Annotated in this window: 16 protein-coding genes and 1 other RNA gene; 11 read left to right on the top strand and 6 right to left on the bottom strand. The window is 63.7% G+C overall.

The genetic code is table 11. The features are described from left to right. Window positions 1-42 precede the first annotated feature (42 nt). Both ABIE52_RS04520 and ABIE52_RS04525 read left to right on the top strand, forming a co-directional pair. Entirely contained in the window at window positions 43-780 is a 738-nt protein-coding gene (locus ABIE52_RS04520) for a zinc ribbon domain-containing protein (protein WP_019748955.1), read from the top strand. Further along, window positions 777-1892: a bifunctional RNase H/acid phosphatase gene (locus ABIE52_RS04525; RefSeq protein WP_050656436.1), complete on the top strand. Its 1116-nt coding sequence runs from the start codon at window positions 777-779 to the stop codon at window positions 1890-1892. Before ABIE52_RS04520 ends, ABIE52_RS04525 begins: the two co-directional genes overlap by 4 nt. Before the next feature lie 29 nt (window positions 1893-1921). Here ABIE52_RS04525 and ABIE52_RS04530 read toward each other — a convergent pair whose 3' ends face one another. Both ABIE52_RS04530 and ABIE52_RS04535 read right to left on the bottom strand, forming a co-directional pair. Further along, window positions 1922-3157, bottom strand: coding sequence for an SLC13 family permease (locus ABIE52_RS04530; RefSeq protein ID WP_042445760.1), 1236 nt, complete (start codon window positions 3155-3157; stop codon window positions 1922-1924). Window positions 3158-3185: 28 nt separating this feature from the next. After that, complete coding sequence (locus ABIE52_RS04535; RefSeq protein WP_042445763.1) at window positions 3186-3713, bottom strand: DUF1697 domain-containing protein; 528 nt, start codon at window positions 3711-3713, stop codon at window positions 3186-3188. A 54-nt stretch (window positions 3714-3767) separates the two neighbouring features. On the opposite strand from ABIE52_RS04535, the gene rnpB reads away from it, so the two are divergent. The 3 genes from rnpB (at window position 3768) to ABIE52_RS04550 (ending at window position 6205) form a co-directional block, all read left to right on the top strand. Further along, window positions 3768-4182, top strand: an RNA gene (gene rnpB / locus ABIE52_RS04540) — RNase P RNA component class A. 319 nt (window positions 4183-4501) lie between these two features. Beyond that, window positions 4502-4687: a hypothetical protein gene (locus tag ABIE52_RS04545; RefSeq protein WP_007735457.1), complete on the top strand. Its 186-nt coding sequence runs from the start codon at window positions 4502-4504 to the stop codon at window positions 4685-4687. A gap of 108 nt (window positions 4688-4795) precedes the next feature. Next, a complete protein-coding gene (locus ABIE52_RS04550) occupies window positions 4796-6205 on the top strand; it encodes an RNB domain-containing ribonuclease (RefSeq protein ID WP_007735456.1) in 1410 nt (469 codons plus the stop codon). A gap of 4 nt (window positions 6206-6209) precedes the next feature. Here the strand turns inward: ABIE52_RS04550 and pip are convergent, their stop codons facing one another. Genes pip through panB form a run of 3 tightly spaced genes read right to left on the bottom strand, consistent with a single transcriptional unit; the run spans window position 6210 to window position 8554 of the window. Continuing rightward, window positions 6210-7193: a prolyl aminopeptidase gene (pip, locus tag ABIE52_RS04555; RefSeq protein ID WP_042445768.1), complete on the bottom strand. Its 984-nt coding sequence runs from the start codon at window positions 7191-7193 to the stop codon at window positions 6210-6212. Next, a complete protein-coding gene (locus ABIE52_RS04560; RefSeq protein ID WP_042445770.1) occupies window positions 7193-7633 on the bottom strand; it encodes a hypothetical protein in 441 nt (146 codons plus the stop codon). The genes pip and ABIE52_RS04560 overlap by 1 nt, the downstream gene beginning before the upstream one ends. A 51-nt stretch (window positions 7634-7684) precedes the next feature. Continuing rightward, window positions 7685-8554 carry a 3-methyl-2-oxobutanoate hydroxymethyltransferase gene (gene panB / locus ABIE52_RS04565; protein ID WP_007735454.1) on the bottom strand — a complete coding sequence of 290 codons (870 nt, stop codon included), beginning with the start codon at window positions 8552-8554 and terminating at the stop codon, window positions 7685-7687. 207 nt (window positions 8555-8761) lie between these two features. Between panB and ABIE52_RS04570 the strand changes: the two genes are divergently transcribed. The 3 genes from ABIE52_RS04570 (at window position 8762) to ABIE52_RS04580 (ending at window position 14792) form a co-directional block, all read left to right on the top strand. Then, the gene (locus ABIE52_RS04570; RefSeq protein WP_030537557.1) at window positions 8762-10333 is read left to right on the top strand and encodes an alpha/beta hydrolase; all 1572 of its coding nucleotides are present in this window, start codon (window positions 8762-8764) and stop codon (window positions 10331-10333) included. 107 nt (window positions 10334-10440) lie between these two features. Beyond that, window positions 10441-11781: a glutamine synthetase family protein gene (locus ABIE52_RS04575; protein ID WP_003941637.1), complete on the top strand. Its 1341-nt coding sequence runs from the start codon at window positions 10441-10443 to the stop codon at window positions 11779-11781. Next, entirely contained in the window at window positions 11778-14792 is a 3015-nt protein-coding gene (locus ABIE52_RS04580; protein WP_030537556.1) for a bifunctional [glutamine synthetase] adenylyltransferase/[glutamine synthetase]-adenylyl-L-tyrosine phosphorylase, read from the top strand. Before ABIE52_RS04575 ends, ABIE52_RS04580 begins: the two co-directional genes overlap by 4 nt. A 9-nt stretch (window positions 14793-14801) precedes the next feature. Here the strand turns inward: ABIE52_RS04580 and ABIE52_RS04585 are convergent, their stop codons facing one another. Next, the gene (locus ABIE52_RS04585) at window positions 14802-15662 is read right to left on the bottom strand and encodes a spermidine synthase (protein ID WP_058227216.1); all 861 of its coding nucleotides are present in this window, start codon (window positions 15660-15662) and stop codon (window positions 14802-14804) included. Between the two features lie 166 nt (window positions 15663-15828). On the opposite strand from ABIE52_RS04585, the gene ABIE52_RS04590 reads away from it, so the two are divergent. The 3 genes from ABIE52_RS04590 (at window position 15829) to ABIE52_RS04600 (ending at window position 19057) form a co-directional block, all read left to right on the top strand. After that, complete coding sequence (locus ABIE52_RS04590; protein WP_003941634.1) at window positions 15829-16956, top strand: NDMA-dependent alcohol dehydrogenase; 1128 nt, start codon at window positions 15829-15831, stop codon at window positions 16954-16956. A gap of 188 nt (window positions 16957-17144) precedes the next feature. Beyond that, window positions 17145-17966: an alpha/beta fold hydrolase gene (locus tag ABIE52_RS04595; RefSeq protein ID WP_162113835.1), complete on the top strand. Its 822-nt coding sequence runs from the start codon at window positions 17145-17147 to the stop codon at window positions 17964-17966. Window positions 17967-18025: 59 nt separating this feature from the next. Next, window positions 18026-19057: a cupin domain-containing protein gene (locus ABIE52_RS04600; protein ID WP_192712977.1), complete on the top strand. Its 1032-nt coding sequence runs from the start codon at window positions 18026-18028 to the stop codon at window positions 19055-19057. The last annotated feature ends 13 nt before the right edge of the window (window positions 19058-19070 follow it).

Here is a 19070-nt window from a genome sequence, read left to right on the forward strand (position 1 = left end):
CGAGCACTGCCGACATCGGACTTACAGCAGGAGTTATACAGCGTGAACGTCGAACCACAGGTGCAATCCAAGCTTCTCGACCTCGCCGGGGTGGATGCTGAGCTCACTCGGATCACCCACCGACGCGGAGCGCTTCCCGAGCAGCAGGAAGTCGAACGTCTCGAGGCCGAGCGAATCAGCCGTAAAGACGCGTCCGTAGCCGTCGAAATCCAGATCGACGACATCGATCGCGACATTCGCAAGCTCGAAGGCGAGGTCGACGCGGTTCGTCAGCGCGAGGATCGTGACCGCACACTCCTGCAGAGCGGGTCGGTCGGGGCGAAGCAGCTCACCGAACTCGAACACGAACTCGGCAGCCTGGTCCGGCGTCAGGGGCTCCTTGAAGACGAGTTACTCGAAGTGATGGAGCAGCGTGAGGCGTTGCAGGCCGATCACGATCACGCCGGTGCCCAGCTGTCCCAGGCCGAAGAAGAGCTGATCGACGCCAAGCGTCGCCGCGACGATGCCGTCGCTGATCTGGACAAGGCGCAGGAGCGTTGCGCCGCCGATCGTGAACGACTCGTCGGTGAATTCCCCGCCGATTTCCTTGCTGTCTACGAGAAGCAGCGCACCCTGGGCGGACCGGGCGCGGCGCTTCTGCAGGCACGCCGATGCGGCGCTTGCCGGATCGAGATCGACCGCGGCGAGATCTCGCGAATCGCCGCGACGCCGGCCGACGTCGTAGTTCGTTGCCCAGAGTGCAATGCAATCATGGTGCGTACCAAGGAGTCCGGTCTGTGACTCCCACGCAGGTCATCGTCGAGGCCGACGGTGGATCGCGGGGCAATCCCGGTCCGGCCGGCTACGGAGCGGTGGTGTTCGACGCCTCGCGCTCGGTGTTGGCCGAACGCAAGGAAAGCATCGGTATCGCGACCAACAACGTCGCCGAGTACCGCGGACTGATCGCCGGGTTGACCGCTGCCGGTGAACTCGGCGCGTCGACGGTCGACGTCCGCATGGATTCCAAGTTGGTCGTCGAGCAGATGTCCGGGCGCTGGAAGGTCAAGCACCCGGACATGATTCCGCTGCAGCGGCGCGCTGCCGAGCTGGCGACGCAGTTCTCGCGAGTGACCTACACGTGGATTCCTCGCGGCGAGAACTCTCATGCCGATCGTCTTGCCAACGAGGCGATGGACGCGGCTGCCGGCATCGAAACCGCAGCCCCCGCACCCGCCGCGCCGTCCGAAGAGACGTCGGAGCCGCAGATCGCCGGCTCTCCGGGATGGATCGCCACCACCGGCAAGCCGACACGAATGTTGTTGCTACGTCACGGACAGACAGCGATGTCGGTCGATCGCCGGTACTCCGGACGCGGGAATCCGGAGCTCACGGAACTGGGCCGCGCGCAGGCTGCCGGCGCAGCCGGACGCTTCGGGAACCGAGGCGGTATCGACGCCATCGTCTGCTCACCCCTCGGCAGAACCCGTGAGACGGCAGAGGCATCGGCCCGCGTGCTCGGTTTACCCGTCGTCGAGCACAAGGGTTTGATCGAAACTGATTTCGGCGACTGGGACGGACTCACGTTCCGCGAGGCAGCCGAGCGTGACCCGGACCTGCATCGCGAATGGCTCTCGGACACTTCGGTGCGTCCACCGGGCGGCGAGAGTTTCGACGAGGTACGCGAACGAGTCGTCGCCGCGCGTGACGACCTGATCTCGACCTACGGCGGCGCGACGCTGTTGGTCGTCTCTCACGTCACCCCGATCAAGACTTTGGTGCAGCTGGCCCTCGATGCCGGGCCGTCGTTGCTGTATCGGTTGCATCTGGATCTGGCGTCGCTGAGTATCACCGAGTTCTATCCCGACGGGGGAGCCTCGGTCCGGTTGGTCAACGACACGTCACACCTTCGCTGAAAGAGCCCCGACGGCTGATCAGCCTCTGATCAGATCACCAACCACAGGGCACTCACGGCGGCGAGCAATGTCAGTGGCGTCGTGATGACCCCGAGCAGAGTGAATGTCGCCAGCGTGGGCGGTGCGCCCGCGCTGGTGGCGACTCGTCGCCAGAGCATCGTTGCCAGTGAGCCCACGTAGGTGAGGTTGGGGCCGAGGTTGACGCCGATCAACATCGCAAGCACCAGCGCTGGAGGTGCCGCCGTTCCGAGCGCTGCGATCATCAGCAAGGTTGCCGGCAGGTTGTTGACGAGATTGGACGCAACCGCCGCTACCGCGGCAACAAAGAGCAGCGAGCCGTAGCTGGTGTCGCCTGGCAGGATCTGCGCAATCCATTCACCCACCGGCCCGTTCGCGACTCCGGCGACGATGATTCCGAGAACCAGGACGAACGCGCAGAACCAGAGGTCGGCAGCGTAGAGCATCTTGGCGGCGGTCGTACGGTGCCGAGACAGAGCGATCGCTCCCAGGACACTCGCACCCACCACCGCGATCCAGGCGGGCTCGATCCCGAAGAAACCCGAAACCGCGAAACCGAGCAGCGTCATTCCGATCACCGTCAGCGGCAGAATCGGCGCAGGCGCAGATCTGGCTGCCACCGGCGGTTCGGCGCTGTCGCCCCGCGCGAGTTCCGAACGGAAGAACAGTCGAAAAATCAGGTACTCGACAGCGATCGTCACAACCCACGGCAACGCCATCAATGCGGTGAAGTGCAAGAACGTCAAACCTGTTGCAGCAAACGCGATGAGGTTGGTCAGATTCGATACCGGCAGGAGCGTCGACGCCGAGTTCGACAGGTGCGCACTGGCATAGGAATGGGGCCGCGTACTTGCTCCGATGGATCGTGCGGCCGCGATCACCGCGGGTGTCAACAGCACGACGGTGGCGTCGAGGCTCAGGACCGCCGTGGTCAGGGCAGCGGCGCCGAAAACGTAAATCAGCAACCGGTGTGGATCGGCGAGGGATTTTTGCTGCAGGATCTGGCTGACCCAGCGAAAGACGCCGAGAGCGTCCGCGGCATGAGCGAGAACCAGCACGGCAACCAGGAAGACGACGGTGGGTGCCATGCTCGTCAGTTCTTCGCGGGCTTCGTCGAGAGTTACGACGCCGGTCAGGAGAACGATGACGGCTGCCGGCCCGGCGATGACGATCTCGGGAAGCCCGCGTGGACGCACTATCGCAAAGACGAGTACGGCGGCGACGAGCAGGATGGGAAGAAGAGTCACGCGTTGGTGCTCCGTGTCGGGGCGAGCGTCATTTGAGCAGTTTGTAGAGCGTGTTCAGGTTTCGGGTTGTGGTGAACGCCTTGAACTTCGGTTTTCCGGTGTTCCGGCCGAACGCGCTCTTGACGGTCTGCCCCTTCTCGACCTCCCAGTACAAGACTCCGTCGCCTGCCGCCACACGCTCGACCGAGGCATCGAGTTGCGCTGCCGCAGTGCTCAATTCCTCCAGGATTTCCGGCTCGGAGGCAACCATCGCATAAGCGTGCCAACCCTCGCGTTCGCGCTCGAACGGGTAGTTGTCCACGATCACCTGCAGTGTCGGAAGGTCGAGGACGAACACCCAAGCCTCGTAGCCGAACTCGCGGGCAAGGGCGGATTCGATCTGTTTCTTCAGCGTCGGGATGTCGGTGCTCGGACTGTCGAACAGAACGTTGCCTGAGGCCAACACGGTTTTCACCCCTTGGAATCCGAGGTCACCGAAGACTCTCGCCAGGTCCGCCATCTTGATGTTGATGCCGCCCACGTTGATACCGCGTAGCAGGGCCACGTACCGAGTCATACGGTGACCATAGTGCCGGCCACCGACAGGCGCCCGGTAGCATACGGGGGCGGACGAGTTGGCCGGGCGGCCGCGGCTTCTGGAACCAGCGCGTATCGCGCACAGGCCTGGGGCCGAGGAAAGTCCGGACTCCACAGAGCAGGGCGGTTGTTAACGGCAACCCGAGGCAACTCGCGGGACAGTGCCACAGAAAACAGACCGCCTGCCTTTCGAGGCAGGTAAGGGTGAAACGGTGCGGTAAGAGCGCACCAGCACCTCGGGTGACCGGGGTGGCTAGGTAAACCCCGCCCGGAGCAAGGTTGAAGGTCGCATCGCTCGCGGTGCGGCTGCGCAGGTGTTCGAGGGCTGCTCGCCCGAGCCTGCGGGTGAACCGCTCGAGGCACCCGGCGACGGTGTGCCCAGATGGATGGTCGCCACTCGGCACTTCGGTGCCGCAGGACAGGATCCGGCTTACACGCCGACTCGTCCGCCCGCGATCTGCACAGTGAGAAAAAGAAGACCCCCACCGGATCGGTGGGGGTCTTCCTTGTTCGAAAAGCTGTCAGACAGGCTTGATGACCAGCAGCGTAGCCCAGTACGTTGCCGCGTCATGGCCCATGAGCGGGAGGAGGTAATCGTAAAGAATTGCGGACATGCGCACTCCATTTTCTGTTCGTAGCTTGTGTTGGGCATTCAAGCAGAACTCACCGTTCGAATGTCCGGTTCTCACCTGCCAGGCCAAGTAGAAAGAATATCAGTCTCACAGCGATCTACAAGCTTCTATCTCACTCTGATGTCACACTGTGGATATGACTGATGAAGATCGACTCTGGTACTTCGACGTGTCCGACGGTTCCGTCACGCAGGGAAAGGGTGCGTCCTCGCTGACGAGGATGGGGCCGTACCCTGATCGGGACTCTGCCGAGCATGCATTGAAGATCGCTGCCGAACGCAACAAAGCCGCCGATCGGGCAGACGAAGACTGGAACAACTGAGCCTTGGAATAACTGAGCCTTGGAACAGCCGGGACTCGAACAACTGGGACCGGTACTGCTGCTACACCGGCCCGAACCGATCATGGAGGATGCGTGCCCGCAAGTCGAATGATGGTGCAGGGAATCGACTTCGGAGTGGTTCGGGCGGAGTTCGACTTGCCAGGAGCATTCTCGGCTGCGGCGCAGGCCGAGGCCGAGAATGCCGTGGATCGTTTCGGTGCCGGGCGTGTCGACGAAACGGGTATCGCCTTCGTGACCATCGACCCTCCCGGATCGATGGACCTCGACCAGGCAGTGCACATCGAGAAGATCTCGACCGGGTACGTCGTGCACTACGCGATCGCCGACGTCGCGGCGGTGGTGACGCCGGGTGGCGCTCTCGACATCGAAACCCGCAAGCGGGGCCAAACCTTCTATCTCCCGGACGGTTCCGTCCCGCTGCATCCCCGAGCGTTGTCGGAGGGATCGGCGAGTCTGCTGCCGGACGTGGTTCGTCCCGCCGCGCTGTGGCGGATCGAACTCGACGCGCAGGCCGAGCCGACGTCGTGGCAGGTGAGACGCGCTCTGGTGAAATCGGTGGCACGTCTGGACTATTCGACCGTGCAGCGCGATGCCGACGCGGGAACCTTGCATCCGTCCATCGCCGCACTACCGGAGTTCGGACGATTGCGCAGTGTCTCGGCGGTTGCCAGGGGTGCCATCGAGCTGAAACTGCCCGAGCAGTCAGTGGTTCGGGATCAGCCGGAGGACGAGTCCTCGGCTCGCTGGCGGATCGAACTGGAGCCACGCACCGAAGCGGACGACTGGAACGCAGAAGTGTCGCTGCTGACCGGGATGTGTGCCGGCCGCATGATGATCGACGCAGGTATCGGGTTGCTTCGCACGCTGCCGCCGGCCGAGGAGTCCGCGGTTCGGACCTTGCGGAGAACTGCAGTGGCGCTGGGTATCACGTGGCCGGAGGGGCAAAGCGTCGGGCAGATTCTTGCCGGACTCGATTCCAACGAGCCGTCGACGATGGCGCTGATGTCGGTTGCGCCGTCGTTGCTGCGCGGGGCAGACTACGCGGCCTTCGACGGCCGACTACCGGAGTTGACGGTGCATGCGGGGATCGGAGCGCCCTACGCTCACGTGACTGCTCCGCTGCGCCGGCTGTCCGATCGTTTCAGCACCGAGGTGTGTCTGGCGATCACAGCTGGTACGCCGGTACCGGAATGGGCGCGCACTGCACTTCCCGAGCTGCCCGACATCATGAGTGGGTCCGACTCGCTGGCGAACAAGGTCGACCGTGCGTGCATCGATCTGACCGAGTCCACGCTGCTCGACGGCCGGGTCGGCGAGGTCTTCGACGCAGTGGTGATGCGCGCCAAGGACGGAAAGCGCTCGGCGGAAGTGTTTGTCCCGTCGGTCGCAGTGATTGCGAAATGCGTCGGAACGCCCGACGACGGTGAGCGCGCAAAGGTGCGACTCACCGCCGTCGACACCGTCAAACGGACGGTGGAGTTCACGTTCCCGGCGTAGCGAGCTACCGGTAAGAATCGGTGGCTTCCACCAAGTGATGTGCGATGCCGGGCTCCATCGCGGAGTGTCCGGCGTCGTCGACGATCACGAGCTTGGATTCGGGCCACGCCTTGTGCAGCGCCCACGCGCTGGTGGCGGGGCAGACGACGTCGTAGCGGCCCTGGACGATCGTCCCCGGAATGCCGTGCAGTGCGGAGCTTTCGCGTAGGAGTTGACCCTCGTCGAAGAATCCGCCGTTGACGAAGTAGTGGTTCTCGATACGAGCGAAGGCCAAGGCGAACCTGGTCTCGGAGTTCTGTTCGATCTTGTCCGCCTGTGGGTACAGGTAGCTCGTCGATCCTTCCCAGGCCGACCAGGCGATCGCTGCCCGGGCTGCGACGGCGGGGTCTTCGGAATGGAGCAGTTGGTGATAGACCGCGACGAGGTCTTCGCCGCGCTGCGCCTCGGGTACCGGTTCGAGGAATTTGTCCCAGCGCTCCGGGAAGATGTTTCCCGCGCCGCCGTTGTAGTACCAGTCGATCTCGCTACGACGCAGGAGGAAGATCCCGCGCAGGACCAGCTCAGTGACGCGCGTAGGAAACGTTTCGGCGTAGGCGATGGACAGCGTGGAACCCCAGGACCCGCCGAAAACCATCCACTTGTCGATCGAAAGATGTTCGCGCAGGGCTTCGATGTCGGCCAGCAGCTTGTCCGTCGTGTTCACCGACAGGTCGGCGCCGTCGGCAACGTGAGGGGTGGACCGCCCGCAGCCGCGCTGGTCGAGTAGAACGATGCGGTATGCGGCCGGATCGAAGAACTGGCGTACCGCCGGTTGCGCACCACCGCCGGGGCCACCGTGCAGGAACACCACCGGCTTGCCGTCCGGATTTCCGCTGACTTCCCAGTACATGCTCTGGCCGTCACCGACATCGAGGAAGCCGGTGACGAAAGGCTCGATCGGGGGATACGGACTCCGGAGAGCCGACGGCTGCGCGGAAGTGTCGGTCATCAGAAGCCCACCAGGCCGGAAGCGAGATCGGGGATCTCGAGTGCGGAAATCGCGCCGCTCCGGACGTCGGGGCACGCGGCTGAGGTTGCCGCGTCGATGCTTTCGCGGTTCTGAGCGAGATCGAGCAGGTTGATGCCGTTCTGCGTCGCCCACGTGATGACGATCGTGTTCAGTCCGCCCTTGCCGAGCGTCGGGGTGACGGTCCGCCAGTTCTGCAGCTGCCCTTCCATATCCGAGCACAACTGCTGGACTTGAGCGTCGGTGAACGTCGAACCGGACGCGGAGGTTGTTGCCGGCGCCGTCTTGGTGGAACTCGCGGGCGTAGTGCTGCTGGGCGCGGGAGAGTTGGTGGACCCTCCCGCGCATCCGCTCAGCACCGTGACGAGAGCTGCCGCACCGACTACAGCTGCGGCAGTAGAACTTCGACGGTTACCGATCATTGAACGCACCCCTGGCTGGTTGAGAGACAGGCGGCGTTCGCCGGTCTCGGATCAGAAACTGTGTTCTGCGGCCGGGAAAGCGCCAGTGCGAACTTCTGATGCATAGGCTGCGGCTGCGGAACGCAGTTCGTCACCGACGTTACCGAAACGCTTGACGAACTTGGCTGTCTTACCACTCGTGTAACCCGCCATGTCCTGCCAGACGAGTACCTGAGCGTCGCATTCGGAACCGGCCCCGATGCCGACGGTGGGGATGGTGAGTTTGCGGCTGACCTGGCCCGCAATCTCGGCCGGAACCATTTCCATGACGACGGAGAACGCCCCGGCTTCCTGGACTGCAATGGCGTCCGCCACAAGCTGCTCGGCCGCGTCGCCGCGACCCTGGACGCGGAATCCGCCGAGCGAGTTCACGCTCTGCGGGGTGAATCCGACGTGTGCCATGACGGGGATGCCGGCCGAGGTGATTGCCGCGATCTGCTTGCTCATCCGCTCACCGCCCTCGAGTTTGACGGCGTGCGCGAGGCCTTCCTTCATGAACCGTGTGGCAGTCGCCAGGGCCTGCTCGGCGGAACCCTCGTAGGTGCCGAAGGGGAGGTCGGCGACGACGAGTGCGTGCGGCGCGCCGCGAACGACGCCACGCACGAGCGGGAGCAGTTCGTCGACGGTGATCGGCACGGTGGTGTCGTAGCCGTAGACGACGTTGGCGGCAGAGTCGCCGACGAGCAGCACCGGGATGCCTGCGTCTTCGAAGATGCGTGCCGTGGAGTAGTCGTAAGCGGTGAGCATCGACCAGCGTTCGCCGTTCTGCTTCATCTCGGCGAGGTGGTGAATGCGCGTCTTACGCTTCGGTGCATCGGTAGAGCTTGCAGTGGGTACAGAAACTGCACTGGGTACAGAACCGTAGAGAGGTGTTTCGGACATCGTTGTCCCTTTCTGGCCTCGAGGCCCTGAGCGTTGATCGCCTTCGGGTCCCCGGGTGTGGGTGATGACGTGTTCAGTCTGCCACCGGACATCGCCGACACGAATAGTTGACGGGGTGCAATGGGTCACATCACCGCGCGCGTATCAGGTAGGTGCCGAGACGAGGCGAACCGCTGGCTATCGCGGTTTCCTGGCACCATCGATGGCATGTCGAAGTTCGTTCGCCTCTCCGGTGCCCTCGCCGGAAGCGCAGCAGTGCTCGTGTTGGTTGTCGGTTGCACCAGTTCGGAAGGCACGCCCGAATCAGTGGAACCTGCTGGTTCTGCCGCGTCCGCGGTGCCGTCCGGCCTCGAGAAATTCTACGAGCAGACGCTCGACTGGGGTTCGTGCGACCAATTTGTCGAAGAAGGAACTGCGCCGCTGGGGCGTGGGGTCGACTGCGCCGAGGTGAGCGTTCCCGTCGACTACGCGAATCCGAACGGCGACACCGCGAAGGTGGTGATCTCGCGTTCGAAGGCAACCGGCGACCGCATCGGCTCACTGTTGCTGAACCCCGGCGGGCCGGGTGGGTCCGGGCTGTCGATGGCGACCTCGGGTTCGGGCACCGAATTGCAGGAACGTTTCGACATGATCGGCTTCGATCCGCGGGGGATCGGGGCGTCGACCCCGCAGGTTCGGTGTTTGACGCCGGAGGAGACCGACGCGGAGCGTGCGGAGGTCAACGTCGACATGACGCCGGAGGGCATCGCTCTCGCCGAGGCGGACAGCAAGGACTACGCCGCCAAGTGCGCTGAGCGGACCGGTACGGAGTTCCTCGCTCATGTCGGTACCTACGAGGTGGTGCGAGATATGGACGTCATTCGGGGCGTTCTCGGCGATCCGAAGATGAACTACCTCGGGTTCTCGTACGGGACCCGGCTCGGATCCACGTACGCGGAAACCTTTCCGCAGAACGTCCGAGCGATGGTCCTCGACGGCGCGCTCGACCCCGAGCAGGATCCGGTCGACGAGGTGGTCTTGCAGGGGCAGGGCTTCCAAGGCGCGTTCGACGCCTTTGTCGCCGACTGTGTCTCGCGAACGGATTGCCCGCTGGGTGATGATCCGGCGCAGGCGCAGGCACGCTTTCAGGCACTCGTCGATCCGTTGATCGAGAAGCCGGCACAGACCACCGATCCGCGAGGGCTGAGTTATTCCGACGCGATCACGGGCGTGCAGCAGGCTCTGTATTCGCCACAGTTGTGGACGCCGCTGCGTGGGGGTCTGTCGAGTCTGGCCGACGGACGCGGCGACTCGCTGCTCAATCTCGCCGACATGTACGAAGGCCGTGAGGATGACGGCAGCTACTCCAACATCAACGACGCGTTCAACGCCATTCGCTGCGTGGACGATCCGGCAACCACCGACCGCGCCGAGGCCGGCGAATCCGACACTCGGTACCGCGAGGCGGCGCCGTTCCTCGACGACGGCCGCGGGACGGGTCAAGCGCCGCTCGACCTGTGCGCGTTCTGGCCCGTTCCGGCTACCGGCAGCCCTCACGCGCTCGACCCCCAGGCACTCGCTGACGCCGGTCTGCCGCAGCTGGTCGTCGTGTCCACGACGCAGGATCCGGCGACCCCGTATCAGGCGGGAGTGGATCTCGCGAAGCAGTTGGGCGCTGCTCTGATCACGTTCGACGGAACCCAACACACGGTGGTTCTGGACGGAAACTCCTGCGTCGACGATGCCGTCGTCGACTACTTCGTTTACTTGAAGGCTCCGGAAGAGGGTCTGACATGTTAGCCGGCGCGGCGCCGTACGCTGCGCCTATTCGATGGTGACCAATCACTCTGTTAACCGGGACCACTGATGTAACACAGATTTAACGTGGCTTGCTTAGTCTCGCGTGCATGGATCGCCAAAAAGAATTCGTGCTTCGTACCCTGGAAGAGCGCGACATTCGGTTTGTCCGCTTGTGGTTCACCGATGTTCTCGGGTACCTCAAATCGGTGGCGATCGCCCCCGCCGAACTCGAAGGCGCTTTCGAGGAGGGAATCGGATTCGACGGTTCCGCCATCGAGGGATTCTCACGAGTCTCCGAAGCCGACACCGTCGCTCGGCCCGACGCCTCGACATTCCAGATCCTGCCGTGGGCGCACAAGGACGGTGCGCAGCATTCCGCTCGCATGTTCTGCGACATCACGATGCCCGACGGTTCGCCGTCGTGGGCCGATCCGCGCCACGTACTGCGTCGCCAGCTGAGCAAGGCCAGCGACTTGGGCTTCAGCTGCTACGTCCACCCGGAAATCGAGTTCTTCCTTCTGGAGAACGGCCCGATCGACGGCACTCCACCGATCCCGGCCGACTCGGGCGGATACTTCGACCAGGCCGTGCACGATTCGGCTCCGAATTTCCGCCGCCACGCCATCGACGCACTCGAGTCGATGGGCATCTCGGTCGAGTTCAGCCACCACGAGGCCGCGCCGGGTCAGCAGGAGATCGATCTGCGCTACGCCGACGCACTCTCGATGGCCGACAACGTGATGACGTTCCGGTACGTCGTCAAGGAGGTCGCGATCGGTGAAGGCGTCCGGGCGAGCTTCATGCCCAAGCCGTTCAGCGATCAGGCCGGCTCCGCGATGCACACCCACATGAGCCTGTTCGAGGGCGACACCAACGCCTTCCACAATCCGGACGATCCGATGCAGCTCTCCGAGACCGGCAAGGCGTTCATCGCCGGCATCCTCGAGCACGCCAACGAGATCAGTGCGGTCACGAACCAGTGGGTCAACTCGTACAAGCGACTCGTCCACGGGGGAGAGGCACCCACTGCTGCGTCGTGGGGCCCGTCCAACCGATCGGCTCTCATTCGCGTCCCGATGTACACGCCCAACAAGGCGTCCTCGCGCCGCGTCGAGATCCGTAGCCCAGACTCGGCTTGCAACCCGTACCTGACTTTCGCGGTCCTGCTTGCTGCCGGTCTTCGCGGCATCGAGAAGGGCTACACCTTGCCGCCCGAGGCAGAAGACGACGTGTGGTCGTTGACCTCCGCCGAGCGCCGCGCCATGGGTTACAAGGAACTGCCGAGCAACTTGGACAGCGCTCTGCGCGAGATGGAGAAGTCGGAGCTCGTGGCCGAAGCACTCGGCGAGCACGTCTTCGATTTCTTCCTGCGCAACAAGCGTCGTGAGTGGGAGGAATACCGCAGCCACGTGACGCCGTTCGAGCTCAAGACCTACCTCGGTCTGTGACGGTGAAACCGCCCGCTGCGAGATCAGCAGTTCCAGGACCGGGTCGACTCGGGCTGGTCGAGCCCACCGCTGCCGACGAGTTGCGTCAGCTCGGTTGGGTCGACGCCGAGAGCATCGAACTCTTGTGGTCGCTGTCGCGTGCCGCGAACGCCGACCTCGCTCTGCGCACCCTTGTGCGGATCAAGGACGGGCTCGGCGACGGGTGGCGCGAACTCGATCAGGTCCTGCGCAAGGACAAGAGCCTGCGCGGCCGTTTGTTCGCACTGGTGGGTGCGTCGTCGGCCTTCGGCGACCACCTGGCCGCGGATCCGATCGGCTGGAAACTGCTCGACGGCACCGCTCTGCCGACCAAGGACGAGGCGACTGCAGCGTTGCTCGAGGTCGTGGGTGCAACTGTCGACGAGGGTGCCACCGAAGGTTCATTGACCTACCGCGCCACGGTAACCGGGCCGGAAGCTGTTGTTGCTCTGCGTAAGAGCTACAAGGACCAGTTGATGCTGCTGGCTGCGGCTGATCTTGCGGCGACCGTCGAGAACGAACCCGTAGTTCCGTATCAGACTGTGGGGCACCAGCTTTCCGATCTGGCCGACGCCGCGCTGACCGCTGCACTTGCGGTGGCCATCGCAACGGTGTGTCCCGAGGGCAGCTGTCCGATCCGGCTCGCCGTGATCGCCATGGGCAAATGTGGTGCGCGCGAGCTGAACTACGTCTCCGACGTCGACGTGGTGTTCGTCGCCGAACCGGCCGATGCGACGGCCAGTCGCGTTGCCGGTGAGATGATGCGTATCGGTACCTCCGCATTCTTCGAGGTCGATGCTGCGCTGCGGCCCGAAGGCAAGCGCGGAGAATTGGTTCGCTCCCTCGAATCCCACATCACGTACTACAAGCGCTGGGCCAAGACCTGGGAGTTCCAGGCACTGCTCAAGGCTCGTCCGATGACCGGCGACATGGAGCTCGGTCGCCAGTACTCCGAGGCGATGAGCCCGATGGTGTGGATCGCCTCCGAGCGCGAGGACTTCGTCCCCGAAGTCCAGGCCATGCGTCGACGCGTCGAGGAAATGGTTCCCCCCGAACTGCGTGAGCGCGAACTCAAACTCGGCCGCGGAAGTTTGCGCGACGTCGAATTCGCCGTCCAACTCCTGCAATTGGTGCACGGGCGCGCTGACAGTTCGTTGCATGTCCAGAGCACCGTCGATGCACTGACTGCATTGGCGGCGGGTGGATACGTCGGCCGCGACGACGCCGCCAACCTGACTGCGTCGTACGAATTCCTGCGTCTGCTCGAGCACCGTCTGCAGTTACAGAAGCTCAAGCGCACACACACCCTGCCGCCGCCGGACGACGAGGAAGCGCTGCGTTGGCTGGCCCGCGCCGCGCATATGCGACCCGACGGTCGTCTGGATTCCCTGGGAGTCCTGCGCGCCGAGATCAAGCGGAATTCGCATCGGATTCGCCGCCTGCACGCCAAGTTGTTCTACCGCCCGCTTCTCGAATCGGTGGCGCGGATGGACAAGGAAGCACTGGTCCTGGGGCCAGAAGCCGCGGTTCGCCAGTTGGCCGCTCTCGGTTACACGGCACCCGAGCATGCTCTCGGGCATCTGACTGCACTGACGAGTGGCGCTTCACGCAAGGGTCGCATTCAAGCGCTCCTGTTGCCGACTCTGCTCGAATCACTCGCGGACACACCGGATCCCGATGCCGGTCTGCTCGCCTACCGCAGGCTCTCGGACGCGCTCGTCGACCAGACGTGGTTCCTGCGCCTGCTCCGCGACGAGGCTGCGGTGGCCGAGCGTCTGATGACCGTGCTGGGCTCGTCGGCGTACCTACCCGACCTGCTCATCAAGGCTCCCGACGTGATTCGCTTGTTCGCGGATTCGCCGAGTGGACCGCGCCTGGTCGAGCCGAAGCCCGAGGACGTCGCTCGCGGAATACTCACCGCCTCCGGCCGACACAGTGATCCCAATCGTGCTGTTGCCGCGGCCCGCTCGCTGCGGCGACACGAACTTGCGCGCATCGCTTCGGCCGACATCCTCGGCATGCTCGATGTTCCTGCAGTCTGCAAGGCGCTGTCCTCGGTGTGGGCCGCGGTGCTCAATGCATCGCTCTCCGCGGTGATCAAGGCCAGCGTCACCGAACTCGGGACCGAGGCGCCGGCCAGTTTCTCCGTCATCGGCATGGGCCGACTCGGCGGCGGCGAACTCGGCTATGGATCCGATGCGGACGTGCTGTTCGTGTGCGAACCCCGCGAGGGCGTCGACGAGACCGTTGCGGTCAAGTGGGCCAACAGCATTGCCGACAAGGTGCGCAAGCTTCTCGGGGCACCGAGCACGGATCCTCCGCTCGAAGTCGACACCGGATTGCGTCCGGAAGGCCGCAACGGGCCGATGGTTCGCACGCTCGAGTCGTACGACGCGTACTACGCGAAGTGGGCTCAGGCGTGGGAGATTCAAGCGCTGCTTCGTGCGCACCCGGTTGCCGGTGATCCTGAATTGGGACTGCGGTTCCTGCACATGATCGACAAGACCCGCTACCCCGAAGGCGGCGTCAGTGACGCGGCGGTGCGCGAGATCCGGCGCATCAAGGCGCGAGTCGATTCCGAAAGGCTCCCGCGCGGAGCCGATCCGGCGACGCACACGAAACTGGGTCGCGGCGGCTTGGCCGACATCGAGTGGACTGTGCAACTGCTGCAGCTACGCCATGCCGACAAGATCGAGTCGCTGCACAACACGTCGACGCTCGAGACTCTCGACGCCATCGGGGCCGCGGAACTGCTCAGCGAAGGTGACGTCGAACTGCTGCGTGACGCCTGGATCACCGCGACGAAGGCACGCAACTGCCTCGTTCTGGTGCGGGGGAAGCCGACCGATCAGCTTCCCGGTCCCGGACGCGTCCTCGCGGCGGTGGCGCAGGTCGCCGGATACGGCGACGACGCAGGGGAGTTCCTCGACAATTATCTGCGCATCACGCGTCGAGCAAAAGCTGTGGTGGAGAGGGTGTTCGGCGGGGAGTAGCGTTTTCGCTCAGTCTTGGCGAACCGGCGCATTCGCGGCGAACTTGCGGACTTCGGCGTCCTGCCACACGTGGGCGGGAACTCCTCCGCCGAGTAGCTCGCGCGCGAGCGCGGGTTGCCCGCCGATCGGTACGTCGCTGCCCGCGATGATCATGTTGCCGTAGCGACGGCCCTTGAGCATCGCGGGATCGGCGATGATCGCCATGTGTTCGAACTGCGCACCGATGGTTGCGGCTTCACTGCGCGCGCCCTGAAGATCCGGGGTGTCGCCGCAGTTGACGATGTAGGTACCGCCCGGTGCCAGCACGCGTCGTACGTGGGTGGTGAATTGCGCTGTTGTCAGCGGAGTCGGAGTTGTGTTGCCGGCAAAGACATCTCGAATCACGACGTCTCGGGTGGACTCAGTGAGAGTTTCGGTGACGGCGCGGGCTTCTCCGACGCGGATGCGCAGAAGAGGCGCGCGCGGGAGGTCGAACCAATCGCGTACGAGTTCCGCCAGAGCACCGTCGATTTCGACCACCACTTGACGCGCGTCAGGGTACGTGGCGGCGAAGTATCTGGCCATGGAGCAGGCGCCACCGCCGAGATGAAGCACCCGCAGGCGCTCGGCCTTGTCACGTTCGGAATCGACCAGATGCGCGATCCACCGCATGTACTCGAAATCGAGCACCGTGGGATCCGCGACGTTCACGTGGGAACTGGGCACTCCGTTGATCTGGATGATCCAACTGTCATCGGAGTACTGATCGCGGACTAGTTCGCACGTCCCGGTATCGATCGGAAAAGTGCCGGCGACGGGACCGGACTCGCCTCGCTCGGGAGTACTGCTGCGAGTTCTGGTCTTGCGAGTTCCCTTGGCCACTGTGTCCATGTTAGCCGTGCGCCTTTCTGGTAGAGGCGGCTACCAAAAAGGCACACGGACCGACGGTATTCTCGGGCTACTTCAGGCACACTCGTACATGGAGTGTGATCGGCGACACAAATGCCGGCGCGTTCTTTCGTCGTCCGTGCATCACGAAGAATTTCGAGGAGTGCAGGTGAAGGTCAAGGCAGCGGTAGTCAAGGCGCCAGGTCAGGCGTGGGAGATCGAAGAGGTCGAGCTGGGGGACCCGGTCTCGGGTGAGGTGCAGGTCCGACTCGCCGCATCGGGGCTGTGCCATTCGGACGAACATTTGCGTACGGGCGCCAGCCCGCTGCCCTTCTACCCGGCCCTGGGCGGGCACGAAGGCGCCGGAGTGGTGACGAAGGTCGGCCCGGGTGTCGCGAGCGTCGAAGAAGGCGACCACGTGGTTCTCGCCTTCATCCCGGCGTGCGGACGTTGTCCGTCCTGTGCGAAGGGTCTGCAGAACATCTGCGACGAGGGAGCCGGCCTGTTGACCGGGCAGGCGATCTCCGACAAGACGTACCGCGTCACCCTCGACGACGAGCCGGTCATCCAGATGTGCCTGCTCGGAACATTTTCGCCGTACGTGACCGTCAACGAGGCGTCGGTGATCAAGATCGAGAAGGACATCCCGCTCGACAAGGCGGCCTTGCTCGGCTGCGGTGTTGCCACCGGTTGGGGATCGGCCACCGCGATCGGTGGAGCCAAGGTCGGCGACACGGTGGTGGTCGTCGGCGTCGGCGGCGTCGGAATCAACTCGGTGCAGGGTGCGGCGTCCGCCGGAGCACGATTTGTGATCGCGATCGATCCCGTCGAGTTCAAGCGCGACAAGGCAAAGGAATTCGGCGCCACACACACTTTTGCCTCCCTCGAGGAAGCGCTACCGGTGATCGGCGAGATCACCTGGGGCAAGATGGCCGACGTCACCGTGATCACCGTGGGCGAGATTCACGGCGACATCATTCAGCCCGCGCTCAGCGCGACGGGCAAGGGTGGCCAGGTCGTGGTCGTCGGAATGGGGCATTACGCGGATTCGCAGGTGACGCTCAGCCTCTTCGAGCTGACCCTTCTGCAGAAGCGTTTGCAGGGAGCCATCTTCGGCGGGGTAGGGCCACGGTCCCAGATTCCCAAGTTGCTCGATCACTACCGAAGCGGCGCACTCAAACTCGACGAGTTGGTGACCAAGACTTACAAGCTCGAGGAGATCAACGAGGGGTACGCCGACATGCTCGAAGGAAAGAATCTGCGCGGGATGATCGTCTACACGGAGGACGATTACTGATCGTTTCCCTTTGACTGAAGGCTCCGGCCCGGCACCACGCTTCGTGGTGTCGGGCCGGAGTCTTCTGCCCCCACGCACATTTCTGTCGATCGATGAGTCGACTGCCCCCGTAGTGGGCACTCGCAGAGTGAGGAAACCGGGCACCGTGTCCGGATCTCAGTCCACGACTCGACAGAGAAGAGCAGAGCATGCCCTACATCACCACCTCCGACGGAACCGAGATCTACTACACCGAGCACGGCGTCGGCCGGCCGATCGTCCTCAGCCACGGGTGGCCGCTGAGTTCTGACGCGTGGCAGGTCGAGATGAAGTTGTTCGCCGACGCCGGATACCGGACCATCGCGCACGATCGTCGAGGACACGGTCGCTCGTCGAAGACGTACACCGGCAACGACATGGATACATATGCCAAGGACCTGGCTGAGCTGATCGACGCACTCGACCTGAAAGACCTGGTCCTGGTTGGCCATTCGACCGGCGGCGGGGAAGTGGTCCGGTACGCGGCGCAGCACGGCAACGGGCGCGTGGCCAAGGTGATCACCGCCGGCGCCGTACCGCCGATCATGGTCAAGTCGGACGGCAACCCCGAAGGCACACCGATCGAGGTCTTCGACGGCATCCGTGAGGGAGTTCTGCGAGACCGATCGCAGTTCTACAAGGATCTCAGCGAGAGCTTTTACGGCGCGAACCGCGAAGGTGCCGACGTCTCGCAAGGGGCGAAGGACGACTTCTGGCGGCAAGGTATGTTGGTCAATCTCGCCGCGGCCTACGACTGCGTCAAGGCATTCTCGGAGACGGACCAGACCTCCGATCTCGAAGCCATCGACGTTCCGTTCCTCATCGCTCAGGGCGACGACGATCAGATCGTGCCGATCGGCGCAGCGGCCGAGAAGGCGATCAAGCTGGTGAAGAAGGGCACGCTGAAGGTGTATCCGGGCGCACCTCACGGCATCTACGGCTCATATCAGAAGACACTGGACCAGGACATTCTCGCGTTCATCGAGGACTGACGTCAGCGAGGCGGAAGGACCGGAGTCGAAAGGACCAGAGTGGGAAGGATAAAATTGCCATGTCTACACACGTTGCCTCACTATGCAATGGCCCCAGTGTCTTCGAGAACGAACTTGGGTCGATCTCGCAACTCGACACGAGTTCGTTGCCGATCCTGTCCGGTCTGTCGATCAAACGAATTGTTCTCGGTCCCGGCGCGATCCGTGAACCACAATGGAACGTCAACGCGAACCAGATCGCCTACGTCACCAGCGGAACCGTGCTCGTCTCGATGCTGGGCAATGCTGACCAGTTCGCCAGCTTCGTGGTGCGAGCGGGGCAGATGTATCACGTCGAATCCGGCGCGATTTATCACATCGAGAATGTCGGAGAGGAGGAGGCGGAGATCATCGCTGCCCTGCGTACTTCACTCCCGCAGCACTTTTCGTTGCAGAGTAGCGTCAGCGCAATGTCGAACGCGGTGCTCGGCAACACGTACGATCTCGCCGCATCGGCCTTCGACGTCTTCGGTAGAGCCGATGCGTCCGAGATAGTTCGGCGGGACGGCGCCGCCGTCGTTCCCGATACCGCCGGCCTTCCCAACGCGCATCTCTTCGATCTCGAAGGCCAGATCGCGCCTCTCGCATATCCATACGGACAGGCGAAAGTGGCGCGCAAGCAGTATTGGGCGGCGCTGGAGGATCTTTCGATGTACTCGTTGACAATTCGCGAGAGTGGGATGCGTGAGCCACACTGGCATCCCGTCACTGCCGAAATGGGATACGTGCATCGTGGTCACGGGCGGATGACGGTCCTCGATCCGGACGGTTCGCTCGACACCTACCTACTGGAGCCTGGTCAGGTGTATTTCGTTCCGCGTGCCTATCCCCATCACATCGAGGTTCTAGGTGACGAGGACATCAACTTCCTCATCTTCTTCGACCAGCCGACGCCGGGCGACATAGGCTACCGTGCAACGGCTTCCGCGTTCTCGCGCAGCGTTCTCTCGGCCTCGTTCGGCGTTCCGGAGCGGGAGCTGCCGCACTTCCCTTTCACTCCGATCGATCCGCTCATCGTCTCGCGGATCAATCCGATCGACCGCCAGCACTGACCGGCAAGGACGC

Source organism: Rhodococcus sp. OAS809 (genome assembly GCF_040546695.1).
Lineage (GTDB): Bacteria > Actinomycetota > Actinomycetes > Mycobacteriales > Mycobacteriaceae > Rhodococcus_F > Rhodococcus_F qingshengii.